This is a genomic window from Collinsella tanakaei (assembly GCF_016900375.1).
In the GTDB taxonomy this organism is placed as follows: domain Bacteria; phylum Actinomycetota; class Coriobacteriia; order Coriobacteriales; family Coriobacteriaceae; genus Collinsella.
On sequence record NZ_JACJKB010000009.1, the window covers coordinates 1 to 17,546 of the forward strand.

Genomic DNA, 17,546 nt, shown 5'->3' on the forward strand with positions numbered 1-17,546 from the left:
GTGCGGAGCGTGTGAACGGCGCAGCCGTTCGCCGCGGAGCACGCAAGGGCGGCACAGCCGCCCGCAGCGGGAGCGGATGCGCAGCATCCGCGGAATCCCTCATCGCCCACCATATGTATTTTGACGACTCCAGCGATGGAGTTGTTTTCTTTTGGGCCCCGTGCAGAGAGATTCGAACCCGAAGGGTGTGGAGCTGAGAAAATGCGTCGAGCATTTTCCAGCGAAGCGCGCAAGGAGGCCTGCAAGGCCTCCTCAGCGTGAGGCCGTCGCGGAGCGGCGGCCGACATCCCTCACCGCCCACCCCGGCAACGCTGCGATTCAATCTCCCGCTGCAAAAAGTCTGGACTTTGGACGGCAATTTTGCTCCGGGTCGAGACAAGCACCCCTCTGACCTCGACGTTTCCGCAGGTCCAAAGGTCGCTCATACGGACCCGAAGCGCAAAATCCGTCCAAAGTCCCCAGTTTTTGCAAAATCCGCCCCACTATCGCCCCGCACGCGCGGGCGCCTCGGCCCAGCTATCGCGCGAAACACCACGTTCGACCTCGACGGTCCGCCATGCCCGGCGTAGAATAGCGGCCGCAGCCTTAAACGGTTGCGCAGAATCGCCCTCGACCTGCGAAAGAAAGCGAACCGTGTCGACCGCCACCGTACATCCCAAACCCCGTATCGAGCTGTACGACAACATCAAGGGACTGCTCATCGTCCTCGTGGTCATCGGGCATTTCATGCATCCGGTCCACAACGACAACCATGCTATCAGCGCGGGCTTCGACATCATCTACCTGTTCCACATGCCGCTGTTCGTTTTCATGTCGGGCCTGTTCGCCAAGGGCGCCTACCGCGACGGGCGCCTGAACGTGAACCGCATAATCTCCTACCTCGTACTCGGCTTCGCCTATCAGGCGGCGATCATCCTCATCAACGGAAGCGCGCTGCTGCCCAAGCTGTTCCTGTTCACCTCGGCACCCTGGTACCTGATCGCCATGGCCTGGTGGTATCTGATGACACCCTTGCTCACGCGCGTCCGGCCCGCCGTCGGCATCGCCGCCAGCTGCGCCATCGCCCTTGCATGGGGTGCGGCCGATCTTTCGAACGGCCTGCTCGCCATCAGCCGCACGCTGACCTTTCTCCCCTGGTTTGCCTGCGGCTACTACCTGAAGCCGGAGCGCGTGGCCCATCTGCATAACAGCCGCTGGCTTTGGGCGGCCGTGCCCGCAGCCGCAGCAATCGCCCTCGCGCGCCTGCTTGATTCGACCGTCTACGATTGGTTCTTCCAGCGCGTCTACGGCGATACCCCGTATCTCGCCGGCATCGGCATCGGCCTCGTGGAGAAACTCGTGGCCACGGCGGTCGCCATCGTGTTCTCACTCGCCGTCATCAAGCTCATCCCCAACGAGACTCGGCCGCGCCTCGGCTTGCTCGGCAGGCGCTCGCTGCAGATCTACGTCATCCACCGACTCATCCGCGCGGCGCTCACGTTCCGCACGCCCTTCTATGACCTGCCGATTCTGCTCGACCCTCTCTGGGGTACGCTGATCGTCCTTGCCATCAGCGCCGCTGTCTGCGGCATCTGCGCGGCGCTGCCCGTCGAGCAGGCGTTCAACGGCTTCATGCGCCGCGCGTGGATCGCCCGTCCTGCGGAAGGCGGCCGCTAGCCAGCGCCGCTCCGGGGCCGCCCGGCCTCGCCGCTTTTACCTTGGTAATGGTTTTACCCGGTCGGCTGTGACAGAAATCGGCCTCGAAGTGTCACAACCGACCGGGTAAATCTTTTAGCATGCAAGATGGCACAAGCGGACAGACAGACGCTGCCCGCCGGTTCGGTCGGCTTTACGCCAGCACCTGCGCCAGCGCGGCCACCAACGCGTCCACGTCCTCGCGCTCGCAGATGAGCGGGGGCAGGAAGCGCAGCGTATGGGCACCGGTCGCGTTGATCACGAAGCCAGCGTCGAGCATGGCGGCCACCACGTCGTGGGCGTCGCCGGCGGATTCATCCAGATCGCAGCCGACCATAAGGCCGCTGCCGCGCACCTCGACAACATGGGGCACCGCTGCCAGCTTCTCGGCAAAGTATCCGCCCACCGAGGCGGCGTGCTCGTCGTATGCGCCGCGCACGAGCTCGCAGAGCACGGCCTTCGCCGCGGCGACCGCAAGGCAGCTGCCACCGAACGTCGAGCCGTGGTCGCCCGGATGGAAGACGTCGGCGATCTCCTTCTTGGCCATGCAAGCGCCCGCCGGAACGCCACCGGCGATGCCCTTGGCGAGGCTCATGATGTCGGGCTCGACGCCGAGCGTCTGGAACGCGAACGGCTTGCCGGAGCGGAAGATACCGGTCTGCACCTCGTCGGCGATCAGCAGGCCGCCCGCACCGTGGACCAGATCGGCCGCCTCCTGCAAAAACTCGCGCGTCAGCGGATGCACGCCGGACTCGCCCTGGATAGGCTCGACCATCACGGCGCAGACCTCGCTGCCCAGCTTGTCGAAAATCGAGCGCAGCTCATCGACGTCGTTCGGCGTGCAGGCCACGAAGCCACCGGGCAGCGGCTTGAAGCTGTCCTGCAGCCAGTCCTGCATGGTGGCGGCGATGGTCTCGAGCGTGCGGCCATGGAAGCCGCCGCGCAGGCACACGATGGTGTTGCCGCCGTTGCCCTGCCGGTGCGCATACAGGCGGGCGAGCTTCATCGAGCCCTCGTTGGCCTCGGCGCCGGAGTTGGCGAAGAATGTCTCCCAAACCTGCTCGCCCTCAGCGGGCTTCGCGGCGGCGAGCACCTCGTCGGCCTTGCCGGAAACGATGGCGTCGGCCAGAATGCGCGCGCCGTCGACGTCGTCGTTGGCGAGCTTGGAGAGCAGCGCCGCAACCTCGCCGCGATGCTCGATGTAGAAGTAGTTGGACACGTGGAGCAACTGCTCCGCCTGGTCGCGCACCGCCTCGACGAGCGCGGGATGGCCGTGGCCCAGGCAGCACACGCCGATGCCCGCGAGGAAGTCCGTGTACTCGCGGCCGGCATCGTCCACGAGCGCCATGCCGTGGCCGCCTACGAAATCGACCTGCGAGCGGCCGAACGTGTGCATCACGTACGACGACTCGAGGGCCTTCTGGTTATCAAGCGACATACATCGTCCTTTCACTAGATGTTCTCGGCCAGGCGCGCGGCGAACTGCGTCAGCGGATGCGGGTGCGTATCGTTCTCGTACGCCGCCTGCGTCGAGTGCATCACCGTGCCTACGCCGGTGTCGGTCAGAAGCTCGAGCAGCAGCGCGTGCGGCGTCGTACCGTTGATGATATGCGAGCGGTACACGCCGGCCTTGAGGGCATACACGCAGCTCTGCAGCTTGGGGATCATGCCGCTATCGACCTCGCCGGAAGTGAGCATGGCCTCGGTCTCCTCAAGCGTGAGGTTCGAGATGAGCGAATCCTTGTCGGAGAAGTCCTCGTACAAGCCGTCGACGTCGGTAAGGAAGATGACCTTGTGGGCGTGGACCGCGGCGGCGATGTGCCCGGCGGCGACATCGGCGTTGATGTTGAAGAAGCCGCCGTCCTCGCCCTGCGCCACGGTGGCGACGACCGGGATGTAGTCGTTGTCCATCAGGCTGTTCAGGTAGTCGGCGTTCACGCGGGTGATCTCACCCACGCGGCCGAGATCGGCGTCGAGCTGCTTGGCCACGATCGTGCCCGCATCGCAGCCCGATACGCCCACCGCGAGGTTGCCGTGAACGTTGACGGAGGCCACGAGCTCCTCGTTCACCTTGCCGACCAGCACCTGGCGCACGACATCCATCGTGGCCTCGGTCGTCACGCGCTGGCCGTCCTTGAACTCGACGGGGATGTCGTAGTGCTTGAGGGCGGCGTTGATGTCCTTGCCGCCGCCGTGGACGATCACGGGCTTCATACCGATGATCTTGAGCAGCACGATATCGCTCATGACGTCGGCGCGGAGCTTGGGGTCGACCATCGCGGCGCCGCCATATTTGATGACGACGGTCTTTCCGGTCAGGTTCTTGATCCAAGGCAGCGCCTCGAACAGCAGCTGTGCGGTTTCCTCGTTCGGGCGCGTGGAGCGGGAGTCGCGTGCGTACTTCATGGTTCCTTCTTAGGGTCTCGGGTCTTGGCGGATAGAAGAGAGCCGCCCGTCGGCAGACGGGCGGCGGCAAACCTTAGGTTCGGTAGTCGCCGTTGATGACGATGTACTCGTGGGTGAGGTCGCAGGTCCACACCGTCGCCTCGCCCTCGCCGGCACCCAGATCGGCCCAGATGGTGATCTCGGGCGCCTCGAAGCGGCGCAGCGCCTCGTCCTCGTCGAAAGGAACGGTCAGGCCGTCGCGGCACACCGGCATGCCCATGATGTCGATGGACACGTCCTGCTGATCGAAGACGACCCCGCACTTTCCGAGCGCCATGGCGATGCGCCCCCAGTTGCAGTCGTGCCCGGCAACAGCGGTCTTCACGAGCGGCGAGTTCGCCACCGCGCGAGCGGCGGTGTCCGCGTCCTCGTCGCTCGGCGCGCCGATCACGTTCACGGTGATGAGGCGCGACGCCCCTTCGCCGTCGGCGGCGATGGCGCGCGCCAGGCTCTCGCACACCACCTTCAAGGCATACGCGAGCTCCTCGTAGGCTTCGCTGCCCTCGCAGATGGGCTCGCAATCGGGGGCGGCAGCGCCCGAGGCGAGCAGGATGCACGTGTCGTTGGTGGAGGTGTCGGAATCGACCGTCACCTTGTTGAACGTCTCGTTCACGCAGGCGGCCAGCATGCGGTGGAGCGTCTCGGGCTCCACCGGCGCGTCGGTCGTGATGAGGGCGATCATGGTCGCCATGTTGGGCATGATCATGCCCGAGCCCTTGACGCATCCGCCGACGGTGAAGGTGCACCCCACGTACTCCAGCACGCCGCTCTCGTAGGTCACGGCGTACTCCTTGGGACGGGTATCGGTCGTCATGATGGCGCGCGCCACCGAGGCGCCGCCCTCACGCGAGCACTGCTCGAAGGCGGCGGGAATACCCGCCTCGAACGGCGCGATGTCCAGCTGCTGACCGATAACGCCCGTGGACGAGACGAGCACCTGGGTCGGCTCGCAGCCCACGACCTGCGAGACGATATCGCAGGTCTCGCGTGCCACGGCCAGGCCGGGCTCGCCCGTGGCGGCGTTGGCGTTGCCGGAGTTGACCGCCACGGCGCGCACCTTACCGAAGCCCTGCGATGCGCCGCCCAGATGCTCGCGGCTCACCGTGACGGGCGCCGCGCAGAAGCGGTTCGTGGTGAACACGCCCGCGGCGCTCACCGGCTCGTCGGCAACAAGCAGCGCGAAGTCCGCACGCGCCGGGTCGTGGCGAAAGCCGGCATGGATGCCCGCCGCCTTGAACCCGCGCGCGCTCGTAACGCCCCCTTCGGGAACGGCGCGCAGCTTGGAATCAAACGAATCGATATCCATGGGATGGTCCTCCTCGTAACGAATGGGTCGCGCCTACACCGGCATCGCAGTCAGCGGGAGGCCGCAGCGCTCGTCGAGCCCGAACACGATGTTCGCGCACTGGACCGCCTGGCCAGCGGCGCCCTTGCACAGGTTGTCGATGGCGGAGGTCACGACCAGCATACCCGCGCGCGCGTTCACGGCAACACCGATTTGGCAGGCGTTGGATCCCGCGACCGAACTCGTCTTGGGGCACTGGCCGGCATCGAGCACGCGCACGAAGGGGCGGCCGGCGTAGAAGGCGCGGTAGCGCTCCACCACGGCGGCATCGTCGAGCCGCGCGGCGACATCCTGTGCCAGAGGGATATTGACCGTGGACAGCAGGCCGCGGCGCAGCGGAGCCAGGTGCGGCGTGAACACCACGCGGTCGGGAAGGCCGAGGATCTGCTCGATCTCGGGCGTGTGGCGGTGCTTGCACACGCCGTAGGCCTCGACGTTCTCGTCGGCGGAGCAGTAATGGGTGCGGGCGTTGGCGCTCTTGCCGGCGCCGGTCACGCCCGAGATGGCATCGACGACCACGGCGGCCCCGGGGGCGGCCCAACCGGCGGCGATTGCCGGATACGCGCCGAGCGAGGTCGCGGTGGGATAGCAGCCGGCGCACGCGACGAGCACGGCCTCGCCGTTCGCGTGGCGCGACGCCGCCGCGGCCAAGTCGTCGGCAAACAGCTCCGGCAGACCGAAGGCGCGGCTGGCGAGCAGCTCCGGAGAGGTGTGCGGCGTGTTGTACCAGCGCTCGTAGACCTCGGGATCGGACAGGCGGTAGTCGGCGGACAGGTCGAACACCGTCACGCCCGCCGCAAGCAGGCCGGGCACCGCCGCGAGGGCCGCGGTGTGCGGCACGGCGAGGAACACCGCATCGCAGGTCGAAAGAATCGGGTCGTCGTGCGTGGTGAACGCAAGGTCGGTCGTGCCGGCGAACGCAGGGTAGGCGCTCGCAAGCGGCTGGCCGGCGTCGGCGTTGGACGTGATAGCCACGAGCTCGAACTCGGGGTGGCCCAGCAGCAATCGGACCGCCTCGATACCCGCATAGCCCGCAGCTCCAACGACTCCCACCTTGTAGGCCATAGGACCTCATCTCCCAAAATGTATGCTGATGGCACGAAAATGCATAATGTCGTATGCAGATGCCAATTGTATCGAACAGATTGAGAGAGTACCACTCGCAGCACGCATCGCGCCGACTTTTTTCGACCGTCATAGTCTTGCAACATGAGGGGACCATCGGAACCATGCGCACAAGGGCACGTGGGGCCGATGGCGCACTCCGATGGGTTCGTTTTTATCCCTTGTCGGGCCAGGTGGACAAAAGGGGTCGAATATGTATCTTTTCCCTGGCGGCTCGGGCTCTTCGCAGCGCTTGGCGCCCCGGGACAGGCCCCAGATGAAGACGATTTAGCCCTAATCGGCACCTCGAAGGCTGCTATTCACATAGAAACGGGCGGGGATTGCCGCCAAGCCGGCCCTCCCCGCCCGCGAAAAAGTACATATCTGGGCACTTTGTCCACAATCCGTCTCGGGGCACGCGCCCAGACGCCCTACAGCTCGACGATGCGCTCACTGCCGTCGATATCGCAGAAGCGCGCCCGCGCCGCGCGCACGCTGAAGAAGACGAGGCGGCCGTCGTTGGCCGATTCGTGCTCCTCGCCGATCCCCACCATGTGCGCAAAGCCCGCCTGGCGCACCGCCTCGCTCGCCGAGGCGTCGGCTTCGAGGTCGGCCTCACCGGTAAGCACGATCCAGAACGCACCGGGCTTCCAACCCGACAGCTCGAACTTGGGATGCTCGGTGAGCTCGCGCCACACGTCCTTGTCGCGCGAGGTGCAAAACCATAGGCGCCCCGCGTCCTCGCATACGAAGGAGAACGGCCTCACGCGCGGCTGGGTGGGGTCGCTCTCGTCGATCGTGGCCAGATACCACGCGGGAATCGAGGTCAGATACGCAACGATCTCGTCCATGTGCGATCTCCTTTCGATCGAGGCGGCAGCCGCCCCTACAGCCGCGCTACAGCGCGACCGGCTTCCATTCGTCGTGGTTGCAGATCCAGACCTGCGGGTCCTCGACGCTGAAGAACACGAGCGTCGGGTCGTTCGGACCATCGTAGTGCTCGCCCAGCCCCTCGAGGTGCCGCCACCCCGCCTCACGCAGCTCCGGCTCGGCGCGATCCTCGAGCCCGGCGCGTCCGCGCAGGATGAGCCAGCCGTGGCCGGGCCACCATGCCGTCGCCTCGAACAGCTGGTTAGCCACGAGCTCCTGCCACACGTCCTTCGTGGTGGCGGTGCAGAACCAAATCTTCCCATCCTGCTCGGCGGCAAACGAGAACGGCCGCACATGCGGCTGGTTGTCGACACTCGTGGCCAGATACCACGCGGGAATAGAGGTGAGGTATTCGAGCACCGTCGACATGCCGTCGGCAGCTGGGCTCATCTGGTCGGTTTCGGTCATATCGGCCTCCTTTGCGACCCGCAGCGCGGGATTGTCTACGTTTACGCGAGCACCCTGAGCAGCACGACCACCACGGCAAGCAGCACGAGCGCGACCGCCGCCACGATATCGCTCGAGGTGAAGCGCAGCGGATGCAGGCGCGTGCGCCCCTGCTCGCCGTGATAGCAGCGCGCATCCATGGCCGCCGACAGCGTCTCGGCGTGGCGGAAGATGCTCGCGAAGAGCGGAATCGACACACTCGAGAGCATACGGATGCTGCCGAGCGGGCCGCTGGCCGCATGCGCGCCGCGGCTCACCTGCGCGCGGTACGTCGTCTGCAGCTCGGTGGCGAACTGCGGCATGAAGCGCAGCGCGATACCGAGCATCATACCCAGCTCGTGGGTGGGAAGCCCCACGCGCGCGAGGGGTGACAGCAGGCGCTCCACCGCGTGCGTGAGGTCGAGCGTCATGGTGGTCATCGTCACGAGGCTCATGCCACACATCATGAACAGCATGCGCACCGCGGTGAACGCAGCCGTAGCGACACCGCCCTCGCTGACGCAGATGACCCCCAGCCGAAACAGCACGCGGCCTTCCTGCTGGGTGAAAAGCCTGAGGATCGCCACCACGGCGACGATACCCAGAAGCGGCGCCAGAGATCGCAGCGCCCTGCCTGCAGGTATGCGGGCGAGCGCATACAGCGCCACGATAAACGCACCGAGAGCGATAAGCCCCGCGACGTTGCCCGCCAGAAGCGACACGATCAGAAACGCGATGCCGCCCAAAAGCTTCGTGCGCGGATCGAGCCGGTGAAGCACGCTGTCGCCCGGATAGTAGCTGCCGAAGGAGAAGACCTCGTTCATCGGGAGCCTCCCTTCGCAAGCGACGCCACGGCATCCGCCAGGCTCTCGATCGAATAGAGGCGGCTATCCGCGAGTGGCGCGCCGGCTGCCCGCAGGCCATCGGCCATGCGCTGGGCGGCGGGCATGCCCAAGCCCACGCGACGCAGCCGCTCGCCCTGGCAGAACACCTCGCTCGGCGTGCCGGTGAGCATCGTGCGCCCCTCGTTGAGCACCACGACGCGGTCGCAGAGCGCCGCGAGGTCGTCCATGCTGTGGGACACCATGACAACGGTGAGGCCCTCGTCGTGCAGCTGCGCGATCAGGCTCAAAAACGAATCGCGCGCCGCGGGGTCGAGCCCAGCGGCCGGCTCATCGAGCACGAGCACGCGTGGGCGCATGGCGAGCACGCCGGCAAACGCACAGCGGCGCTGCTGGCCTCCCGAAAGCGAGAACGGGCTCCTGTCGGCCACCTTGTCGAACGGCAGGCCGACAAGCTCCAGCGCCTGCCGCACGCGCGCATCCACCTCCTCGGGCGCAAGCCCGAGGTTGCGCGGGCCGAACGCCACGTCCTCGTACACCGTAGGCGCAAAGAGCTGGTGCTCGGGATACTGGAACACCAGCCCGACAAGCCCTTTGGCCTCGGCCGCGGCGCGCTTGTCGGCAAGGTCGCGGCCGCAGACCGACACGCGTCCCATCGTGGGATGCACGATGCCGTTCATGTGCTGGATGAGCGTCGACTTGCCCGATCCCGTGTGCCCCGCAATGCCCAGGAACTCCCCCTCGTGCACCGTGAGGTCAACGTTGTGGAGTGCCCACACGGCTTCGGGGTCGTTGCCCCAGGCAGCAGCCCGCTTCGAACGCGCAGCGCGCCGGCGGCGCGAGCGCTCGCGCACCGACGACTCGTAGCTGTAGCTCACGTGCTCGAAGGAGATGAGCGGCTCCCGGGAAGGCTCCTCCCTGCCGCCATCCAACGAGGCGCCCGCCCTCGGCTCGCGCGCAAGGGTCGCGTGAACCGGAGCGATCACCGCCGCGACCTCGCGCACCATGGCGCTCTCGTCCACGCGCGGCACGACGTCCACGCCGCGCTCGCGAAGCGCCAGACCGAGGCGGCACGAAGGTGGAACCTCGAGGTTCAGCCGGGAGAGCTCGTCCACCCGTGTCAGCACGTCCGCCGGCGCCCCTTCGAGGGCGATCTTTCCCGCATCGAGCACCACGATGCGATCGGCCAGGGCAGCCTCTTCCATATAGTGTGTGATCATGATGATGGTCATGCCCTGGTCGTGCAGCTCGCGGCACACGCGCATGAGGCCTGCGCGACCGCGCGGGTCGAGCATGGCCGACGCCTCGTCGAGCACGAGCACGCGCGGGTGCATGGCGAGCACGCCCGCGATGGCCACGCGCTGCTTCTGCCCGCCCGAGAGCGCATACGTCTCGTGGCGCTCGAAGTCCATAAGACCGACTTCGCGCAGGGCGTCGCGCACCGCGCGCTCGATACGCTCGGGCTGCTCGCCCAGATTCTCCGGACCGAAGGCGACGTCATCTTCCACCAGCGTGGCGACCAGCTGATCATCGGGGTTCTGGAACACATAGCCCACGGTCGAGCGGATGTCGTACACGTATTCCGGGTCGGCGGTGTCGAGCCCATCGACCAGCACGCGCCCCCGATCGGGCACGAGCAGCGCGTTGATGTGCTTGGCGAGCGTCGACTTGCCCGAACCGTTGCCGCCCAGCAGGCAGACGAACTCGCCGTCGGCCACCGTCAGGCTCACATCATCGAGCGCACGCGTCGCCCCGTCGTAGGAATAGACCAGATGCTCGCACGAGATCATGCGCGTCCCCGGACCCTGTCCTTCTCGGGGGTGATGAGGTTCGAGATCGCCTTGTACACCGCGAGGGTGAGCACAGAGTTCAGAACCGTTTTGGCCAGGTTGAACGGGATGACCGCGGGGACCATCAGCGGCAGGATGGCATCGGCCGAGCCGTACCAGAACCACACGCCGATCGTAAGGTTAGATACCACCGAGGCCGCCGTGGCGCACACCACGCCCAGCGCCAGGCCGACCACAGCGCCCATGAAGGTGCGCTTGCTGCGGTAGACGAGCGCCGCGGGAAGGATGAAGCACACGCAGGCGACGATGTTCATGAGGGCACCGACCCAGTCGCCGGTCGTGAGCGCATGGATGACCACCGCGAGAACGCCCACGGCAACGCCCGATCCCGGTCCGTATGCGAAGCCCGAGACCATCGCCGGCACGAGCGATGGGTCGTAGGTGAGAAACGGCGCCGCGGGAATGAGCGGAATCTGCACGAACATGAACAGCGCGCTCACGGCGCACATCAGCGCCATGGTCACGAGCTGCTTGGTGCTCCACCGATTCGTATTCTCAAAATGGATATGACGAGACTGCTCAGCCACAAGAATCACCTGCCTCTTCCATCCGGCCTGTAACCGTTGGCCCCGGATTCTCACCGGATCGGCCCGCAGGCGAACCAACGCCTGCCGGGCTCGCGGGCTCATCGGTTCCGCGCGGGACCCCTTGCCCCGCGCCCGGACGACGTCCGGCCGATTCACCGCCAGTGGGGAATTCCACCCCGCCCTGAAACAGCAGACCCATCGTAGCACGCTACACCGCCAGGAACGGCGGCATCTGCCGAGTTTCTTGATGCGGCAATGGTGCGTGGGCTCAGAGTGCCGTAGGGGCCGATATCGTCCGTATATACGGAAGAAAAGGGGGTCTTTATTTCAATAATCGCTGTAGATGGGGGTCGGTTTATAGAAGTCAGTTCAGATATGCGTTACCTATATGCTATGTAGGATAATATTTGGTGATATACACACCCTCACATGGGTGCGATGTCCCCGCCGACGGCCCCAAATCGGGCGCTCAAACAGAGGAATTCGGACAATCCGGGCTCGGCTACTATCCTACTAATTCGCTAGCGTTACGCATATCTGAACTGACTTTTCGCTCAAGGCAAAAAAGGGGCAGCGCGCACGCGAACTGCCCCCGGCCCCTGCCTGCTACAGCTGCACGATCTTGGTGCCGTGAACCTCGTTGACGCCCAAGGCCTCAGCGACCTGCTCGGCGTTCTCGTGGGTGATGCCGCCGCCCGGCAGGATGGTGATACGGCCTGCCGCGTGATCGATCAGGCGCTTCAGGTGATCGACGTTGCCCATGATGGGCGTCCCGGCGGCACCGCCGTGAGTCAGGATGCGCTCGACACCGAGTTCCGCCAGATAATCGATGGCCTCGAGCTGGCGCGGCTCGGACAGCTCGTCGAACGCCATATGGAACGTGACCCACACGGGGGCGACGCCGTCGAGCTCGCCATGGGCGGCATCCACGAGCTTCTTGGTCATCGCCCGGTCGATCACCGGCTCGCCGGTCTCGGGGTCGGCAACCAGGCAGCCGAAGACCACACCCGTGATGCCCAGACGACGCGCGCAGACAACGTCGTCGAGCATCATCTGCTCCTCCTCGGGGGTGTACACGAAGTTGCCGCCGCGCGGGCGCGCCATGGCCATGACGGCGACGTCGTGCTTCGCGGCAAACGCCACGGCAGCGCGGATCACGCCATAGCTCGGGCTCGTACCGCCCACCGTCAGGTTGTCGCACAGCTCGATACGGCCCGCGCCGGCAGCGACGGCAGCGGGAACCCGCTCCATGTTCTCCGCGCAGAACTCCCTCAGCAACGCCATGGCTCCTCCTTCGCCGCCACGCGCACGTCGCGCGGCGCTCGCAAATCCCGTGTCGCGGCGCGCACCGAACACGATTCCAACAACATGATGGTATACCCGCGCCCGGGACGCCTACGCCCTGCGTATGTTCACCTCTGCTGCCGCCTGGAGCGGCACCGCACTCGATTGAGTCGGCCTGATGGCGCCATTAGCATATATAGAAAGACGAGGAGCGTGCGCGCGTCCGCAGCACCGTGCCATACGCGCGCGAAAGAGAAAGGCCGTGCCATGAAGCGTCTGCTCAACTGCGAAACCTCCGACTTGGCGACCATGAGCCGCCAAGAGCGTCTCGACGCCATCGAGGCGAGCGAAGGTCGCGTCATCGTCCAGGAGCTCTCGCTGTTCCGCAACGCCATGATGCTCGAGCCCATCTCCGATGCCGAGCTCGCCTGCGCGTTCGGCGCCGACCTCATCCTGCTCAACGCCTTCGACTGCGAGCATCCGCACGTGGCGGGTATCGACGCCGAGCCCGCGGAGACCGTCCGCACCCTCAAGCGCTACACCGGCCGCTTGATCGGCCTCAACCTCGAGCCCGTGGGCGACTCCGCCATGCTGGGCGAGCAGGAGTCCATGCCCTCCGGCCGCGCCGGCACCGTCGAGAACGCCCTGCGCGCCCGCGACCTCGGCTTCGACTTCATCCTGCTCACCGGCAACCCCGGCACGGGCGTCGACAACACCGCCATCCTCAAGGCCGTGCGCGACATGCGCGAAGCCCTGGGCGACGACATGATGATCTTCGCCGGCAAGATGCACGCCGCCGGTTCCAAGGATGAGGCGGGCGAGAACATCGTCAGCAAGGACATGATCCGCGCCTTCGCCGACGCGGGCGCCGACGTCATCCTGCTGCCCGCCCCCGGCACCGTTCCGGGCGTGACGTTCGAGTTCGTGCGCGAGATGGTCTCCTATATCCACAGCCTGAGCAAGCTCTCGCTCACGGCCATCGGCACCTCCCAGGAGGGCGCGAGCGCCCAGACCATCGAGCAGATCGCTCTCATGTGCAAAATGGCCGGCACCGACCTCCATCACGTGGGCGACGCCGGCGTGGGCGGCCTCAACCCCGAGAACCTCATGGCATACAGCATCGCCATCCGCGGCAAGCGCCACACCTATCTGCGCATGGCGCGCTCCATCAACCGCTAAACCCCCAATCGGGCCCCGAGAGGTACATGCGCCTCACGGGGCCCAACTTCCCCTCAGCAGCAAGCGGGGCATCCCCGTCATCACGTAGAAAGGACCGCACATGCATCGTCTGGGCATCTCGCTGTACCCCGAGCACTCGACCCCCGACAAGGACTACGCCTACATGGAGCTTGCGGCGATGAACGGCTTCAGCCGCATCTTCACCTGCCTGCTCTCCGTCGAGAAGAACGCCGAGGACACCATCGCCGAGTTCGGCGGCTTCATGGCCAAGGCGCATGAGCTCGGCTTTACCGTCGCCGTCGACACGAACGAGAAGGTCTTCGAGCGCCTGGGCGCCACGCCGAGCAACCTCAAGCCCTTCAAGGAGCTGGCCGTCGACATCATCCGCCTCGACGGCCATTTCGGCGACATGGGCGACATCATGCTCACCCGCAACCGCGAGGGCATCCAGATCGAGTTCAACGGCAGCGGCAACCTGCCCATCGACCTGCTCGCCGAGCGCGGTGCCGACAAGCGCAACATGGTGACCTGCGCGAATTTCTACCCCGAGCCCTTCACCGGCATGTCCGAGGAGCGCTTCTGGGAGCTCTCCCATAAGTACAAGAGCCACGGCTTCCAGACCGCCGCGTTCGTGTCGAGCCAGCAGGAGAACACCTTTGGCCCCTGGCCCGTGTTCGCCGGCCTGCCCACCTGCGAGGACGACCGCCATCGTCCCATCGACCTGCAGGTGCGCCATATGATCGCCACCGGCCTCATCGACGACATCATCATCGGCAATGCCTTCGCAAGCGCCGAGGAGCTCGCCGCCATGGCTGCCGTCGACATGACCCGCACCACCATGCGCCTCGCGCTCGACGAGGGCGCAACCGAAGAGGAGCTGCGCGTCGTGTATGGCTACGACCACACCGAGCGCCCCGATTCTTCCGCCTACATGCTGCGCTCCAGCTGGCCGCGCATGGACTTCCGCGAGACGAGCATCCCCGCGCGCACCGCGCCCGAGACCTTCCATCGCGGCGATGTCCTCGTGGTGAACGACAACCTGGCGCACTACCGCGGCGAGCTGCATGTTGCCCTGCGCGACATGCCCAACGACGGCACGCGCAACCTCGTGGGCCGCATCTCCGCCGAGGAGCTCTTCCTGCTCGACTACATCAAGTCCGAGAACCCCTTCGCGTTCATCAAGGAGTAACGCGCTCACACCACCTCCGGGCGTCGGCAGGCACAGGGCCTTCGCCTGCCACACGCTCTCCTTCCACCCCGAGCGCCGCCCCCGTCAGCGGGGCGGCGCTCATTTTTGTGCTGCCGACAAGTGCCCCGGGAGCCTTTTGTCAATGTCGATGTGGCCTTTCTGAATGTGTGTCCATTTTGTCTTGTATGTCGACTTTGTCCGCTATGCTATCGACCCCGAACCTACGGCCAGAATACGGACAGCGGGAGCGATTCCATGCACATCGGGCCACCGCCCACCCTGCCAAACATGCCGTTTGGCGTGGCGGCAGATTCTCTGACAAAGGGGGAAAACCGCCCCGAAACGGCGTTCGCGGCAGTTCACTGCACGAGAATGCAGTGCCGTTTTCACAGTTCAGAGCTGCAAAAAACACTTGGTGAACATCTCGTGCACATCCACTGCCGCGCAAACCGGCATAAAACGGTTTTGAGACCCCGCGCCTTTCCCTATAGATTGAATGTGAAGGGATGGTGAAGGCATGCAAGATACCCGTTTGGTGCGACATATCCTCAAGCACGAGGGAATCGCCCCAGCCGATCTGTCTGCCTATCTAGGCACCAAAGAGCGCGCGATGCGCGACCGCATCCGCCATGCGAACGACGCCATGAATGGCTCCGCCCTCATCGCGTACAGCCGCGCACAGGGCGGCTACGTGGTCAAGGTTTCCGACGAGGACGCGTTCAAGGCGTGGCTCGAGGGCACCGCCCCGCGCGACCCGTTCGACCGCCTCCCCTCCACGCCGGAGGAGCGCGCCGACTACCTGCTTCAGGACCTGCTGTCCCGCTCCGACTGGATCACCCTCGAGGACCTCGCGAGCCTGCTGTTCGTATCGCGCTCGACCATCTCGAGCGACCTGCGCACCATCGAGCAGGTTCTCGAGCGTTTTCACCTCACAATCGAGAAGCGCCCCCGCTACGGCATCCGCGTCGCGGGCGACGAGATGAACCGCCGCATCTGCCTGGCGAGCATCGCCGTCGACACGCGCCTTGCCGATGACGAGCTCTCCGGCGCCATCTCGCCCGATATGCTCGACGCGGTGGGCACCTGCGTGAGCGAGGCCCTCGACCGCGAGCGCTACAAGATCAACCCCGTGTCCCACCAGAACCTGGTGGTGCACATCGCCATCGCCATCGCGCGCATCCGCAAGGAGTGCTACGTGCCCATGGAGGCCGCGCACCTCGAGCATGTGCGCGGCACGCACGAGTACACGGTGGCCGGCAACGTCGCCCACGAGATCGAGCGCACCTTTGACATCGACCTCCCCGAGGAGGAGATCGCCTACATCGCGATCCACCTGGCGAGCAAGCACCTCGTCGAGGGCGGCAGCCCGTCGCATATGGAAAACGGCTCCGAGGCGAACCTCGAGATCTCCGACGAAGCCTGGAACCTCGCCGCCGAGATGATCGAGATCATCTGGCGCGCCTTCCGCTTCGACTTCCGCAACGACGCCGAGCTCCGCATGAATCTCGCGCGCCACACCATGCCGCTCATCGTGCGCCTGCGCTACGGCATGGCGCTCGAGAACCCCCTGCTGCCCGACATCAAGGCGCGCTATCCCCTGCCGTTCTCCATGGCCGCCGACGCCATGAGCCTGCTTTCCGACCGCTACGGCGCCACCGTCTCCGACGACGAGATCGGCTACGTGGCCCTGTTCTTCGCGCTCGCCCTTGAGCGCGAGAAGACCGCTCACGCCAAGAAGCGCGTGCTCGTGGTCTGCGCGTCGGGCGCGGGCAGCGCGCGCCTTCTGGCCTACCGCCTGCAGAACGACTTCAGCTCCGATTTCGAGCACGTCGAGACCTGCGATGCCTCTGAGTTTGAAGACCGCGACCTCGACGGCATCGACTACATCTTCACCACCGTGCCGCTTTCGCGCCGCGTGAGCATCCCGGTCGTCCATATCAGCCTGTTTTTGGACGACACGAGCCGCCGCGACGTCAAGCGCGCCCTCACCCAGGACAGCACCGCGAGCGTGAAGGCCTACTTCACCCCCGAGCTGTTCTTCCCCCACCTCAAGCTGCACACGCGCGAGGAGATCATCTCCTACCTGTGCGCCGCCTGCGCCGCGCACGACGAGCTTCCCGATAACTTCGAGCACCTCGTGTGGCAACGTGAGCGCGCGGCCGCGACCTCCTTTGGCAACATGGTCGCGCTTCCCCACCCCTACGAGGCCGTGAGCACGCGGACCTTCGTGGCGGTGGCACTCCTTGATGAGCCCGTCGACTGGAACGGCACGCCCGTCCAGGCGGTGTTCATGATATGCGTCGCCCGCGACGCAGGAGCCGACCTCGAGGCGTTCTACCGCGCCATCGGCGGTCTGCTCACCCAGCAGTCGGCAATTCAGAAGCTCACGAGCGATATGCGCTTCGATGTGCTCCTGAGCGAATTGGAAGGAGAATAAATGGACGAGCTGGTACGCACGAGCTTCCAGATCATCGCTGCAGTTGGCGGTGCCCGAAGCTGCTATGTCGAGGCCGTCGACGCCGCCAAGAAGGGCGACTTCGAGAAGGCTGAGGAGCTGATGAAGAAGGGCGACGAGAGCTTCCTGACCGGACACGACGCCCACACCGGCCTGATCCAGAAGGAGGCCGGTGGCGACCCGGTGCACATGACCCTCATGATCACCCACGCCGAAGACCAGCTCATGGCCGCCGAGACCTTCAAAATCGTGGCCACCGAGCTGATCGACGTCTACCGCCACATGGCCCAGTAGAC

At 65.7% G+C, this 17,546-nt stretch carries 15 protein-coding genes and 1 riboswitch; of the genes, 5 read left to right on the forward strand and 10 right to left on the reverse strand.

Going from position 1 to position 17,546, the window contains the following annotated elements:
- Positions 1 to 633: 633 nt before the first annotated feature.
- Positions 634 to 1,656: an acyltransferase family protein gene (locus H6A16_RS06575; protein ID WP_204617361.1), complete on the forward strand. Its 1,023-nt coding sequence runs from the start codon at positions 634 to 636 to the stop codon at positions 1,654 to 1,656.
- Positions 1,657 to 1,828: 172 nt separating this feature from the next.
- Here H6A16_RS06575 and H6A16_RS06580 read toward each other — a convergent pair whose 3' ends face one another.
- The 10 genes from H6A16_RS06580 to H6A16_RS06625 form a co-directional block, all read right to left on the reverse strand.
- On the reverse strand, positions 1,829 to 3,112 hold the full coding sequence (locus H6A16_RS06580) for an aminotransferase class III-fold pyridoxal phosphate-dependent enzyme (RefSeq protein WP_204617363.1): 1,284 nt from the start codon (positions 3,110 to 3,112) through the stop codon (positions 1,829 to 1,831).
- Between the two features lie 14 nt (positions 3,113 to 3,126).
- On the reverse strand, positions 3,127 to 4,080 hold the full coding sequence (argB, locus tag H6A16_RS06585) for an acetylglutamate kinase (RefSeq protein WP_204617365.1): 954 nt from the start codon (positions 4,078 to 4,080) through the stop codon (positions 3,127 to 3,129).
- A gap of 73 nt (positions 4,081 to 4,153) precedes the next feature.
- Positions 4,154 to 5,425 carry a bifunctional glutamate N-acetyltransferase/amino-acid acetyltransferase ArgJ gene (gene argJ / locus H6A16_RS06590; protein WP_204617367.1) on the reverse strand — a complete coding sequence of 424 codons (1,272 nt, stop codon included), beginning with the start codon at positions 5,423 to 5,425 and terminating at the stop codon, positions 4,154 to 4,156.
- Between the two features lie 33 nt (positions 5,426 to 5,458).
- Positions 5,459 to 6,529, reverse strand: a complete 1,071-nt coding sequence (argC, locus tag H6A16_RS06595; RefSeq protein ID WP_204617370.1) for an N-acetyl-gamma-glutamyl-phosphate reductase — start codon at positions 6,527 to 6,529, stop codon at positions 5,459 to 5,461.
- A 470-nt stretch (positions 6,530 to 6,999) separates the two neighbouring features.
- Entirely contained in the window at positions 7,000 to 7,419 is a 420-nt protein-coding gene (locus H6A16_RS06600) for a pyridoxamine 5'-phosphate oxidase family protein (protein ID WP_204617372.1), read from the reverse strand.
- A gap of 46 nt (positions 7,420 to 7,465) precedes the next feature.
- The gene (locus H6A16_RS06605) at positions 7,466 to 7,906 is read right to left on the reverse strand and encodes a pyridoxamine 5'-phosphate oxidase family protein (RefSeq protein WP_239458251.1); all 441 of its coding nucleotides are present in this window, start codon (positions 7,904 to 7,906) and stop codon (positions 7,466 to 7,468) included.
- A 41-nt stretch (positions 7,907 to 7,947) separates the two neighbouring features.
- Positions 7,948 to 8,748, reverse strand: coding sequence for an energy-coupling factor transporter transmembrane component T family protein (locus H6A16_RS06610; RefSeq protein WP_204617374.1), 801 nt, complete (start codon positions 8,746 to 8,748; stop codon positions 7,948 to 7,950).
- Positions 8,745 to 10,556, reverse strand: coding sequence for an energy-coupling factor transporter ATPase (locus H6A16_RS06615; protein ID WP_204617376.1), 1,812 nt, complete (start codon positions 10,554 to 10,556; stop codon positions 8,745 to 8,747). Before H6A16_RS06615 ends, H6A16_RS06610 begins: the two co-directional genes overlap by 4 nt.
- Positions 10,553 to 11,143 carry an ECF transporter S component gene (locus H6A16_RS06620; protein ID WP_342589725.1) on the reverse strand — a complete coding sequence of 197 codons (591 nt, stop codon included), beginning with the start codon at positions 11,141 to 11,143 and terminating at the stop codon, positions 10,553 to 10,555. Before H6A16_RS06620 ends, H6A16_RS06615 begins: the two co-directional genes overlap by 4 nt.
- Before the next feature lie 6 nt (positions 11,144 to 11,149).
- A riboswitch (FMN riboswitch) is annotated at positions 11,150 to 11,336 on the reverse strand.
- A 413-nt stretch (positions 11,337 to 11,749) separates the two neighbouring features.
- The gene (locus tag H6A16_RS06625) at positions 11,750 to 12,427 is read right to left on the reverse strand and encodes a copper homeostasis protein CutC (protein WP_342589726.1); all 678 of its coding nucleotides are present in this window, start codon (positions 12,425 to 12,427) and stop codon (positions 11,750 to 11,752) included.
- A gap of 267 nt (positions 12,428 to 12,694) precedes the next feature.
- Between H6A16_RS06625 and H6A16_RS06630 the strand changes: the two genes are divergently transcribed.
- The 4 genes from H6A16_RS06630 (at position 12,695) to H6A16_RS06645 (ending at position 17,544) form a co-directional block, all read left to right on the forward strand.
- Positions 12,695 to 13,606 carry a haloacid dehalogenase-like hydrolase gene (locus tag H6A16_RS06630; RefSeq protein WP_204617380.1) on the forward strand — a complete coding sequence of 304 codons (912 nt, stop codon included), beginning with the start codon at positions 12,695 to 12,697 and terminating at the stop codon, positions 13,604 to 13,606.
- Between the two features lie 100 nt (positions 13,607 to 13,706).
- Positions 13,707 to 14,795: a DUF871 domain-containing protein gene (locus H6A16_RS06635; protein ID WP_204617382.1), complete on the forward strand. Its 1,089-nt coding sequence runs from the start codon at positions 13,707 to 13,709 to the stop codon at positions 14,793 to 14,795.
- Positions 14,796 to 15,330: 535 nt separating this feature from the next.
- Entirely contained in the window at positions 15,331 to 17,232 is a 1,902-nt protein-coding gene (locus H6A16_RS06640) for a BglG family transcription antiterminator (protein WP_342589728.1), read from the forward strand.
- Positions 17,233 to 17,544 carry a PTS lactose/cellobiose transporter subunit IIA gene (locus H6A16_RS06645; protein WP_204617387.1) on the forward strand — a complete coding sequence of 104 codons (312 nt, stop codon included), beginning with the start codon at positions 17,233 to 17,235 and terminating at the stop codon, positions 17,542 to 17,544.
- Positions 17,545 to 17,546: the final 2 nt, after the last annotated feature.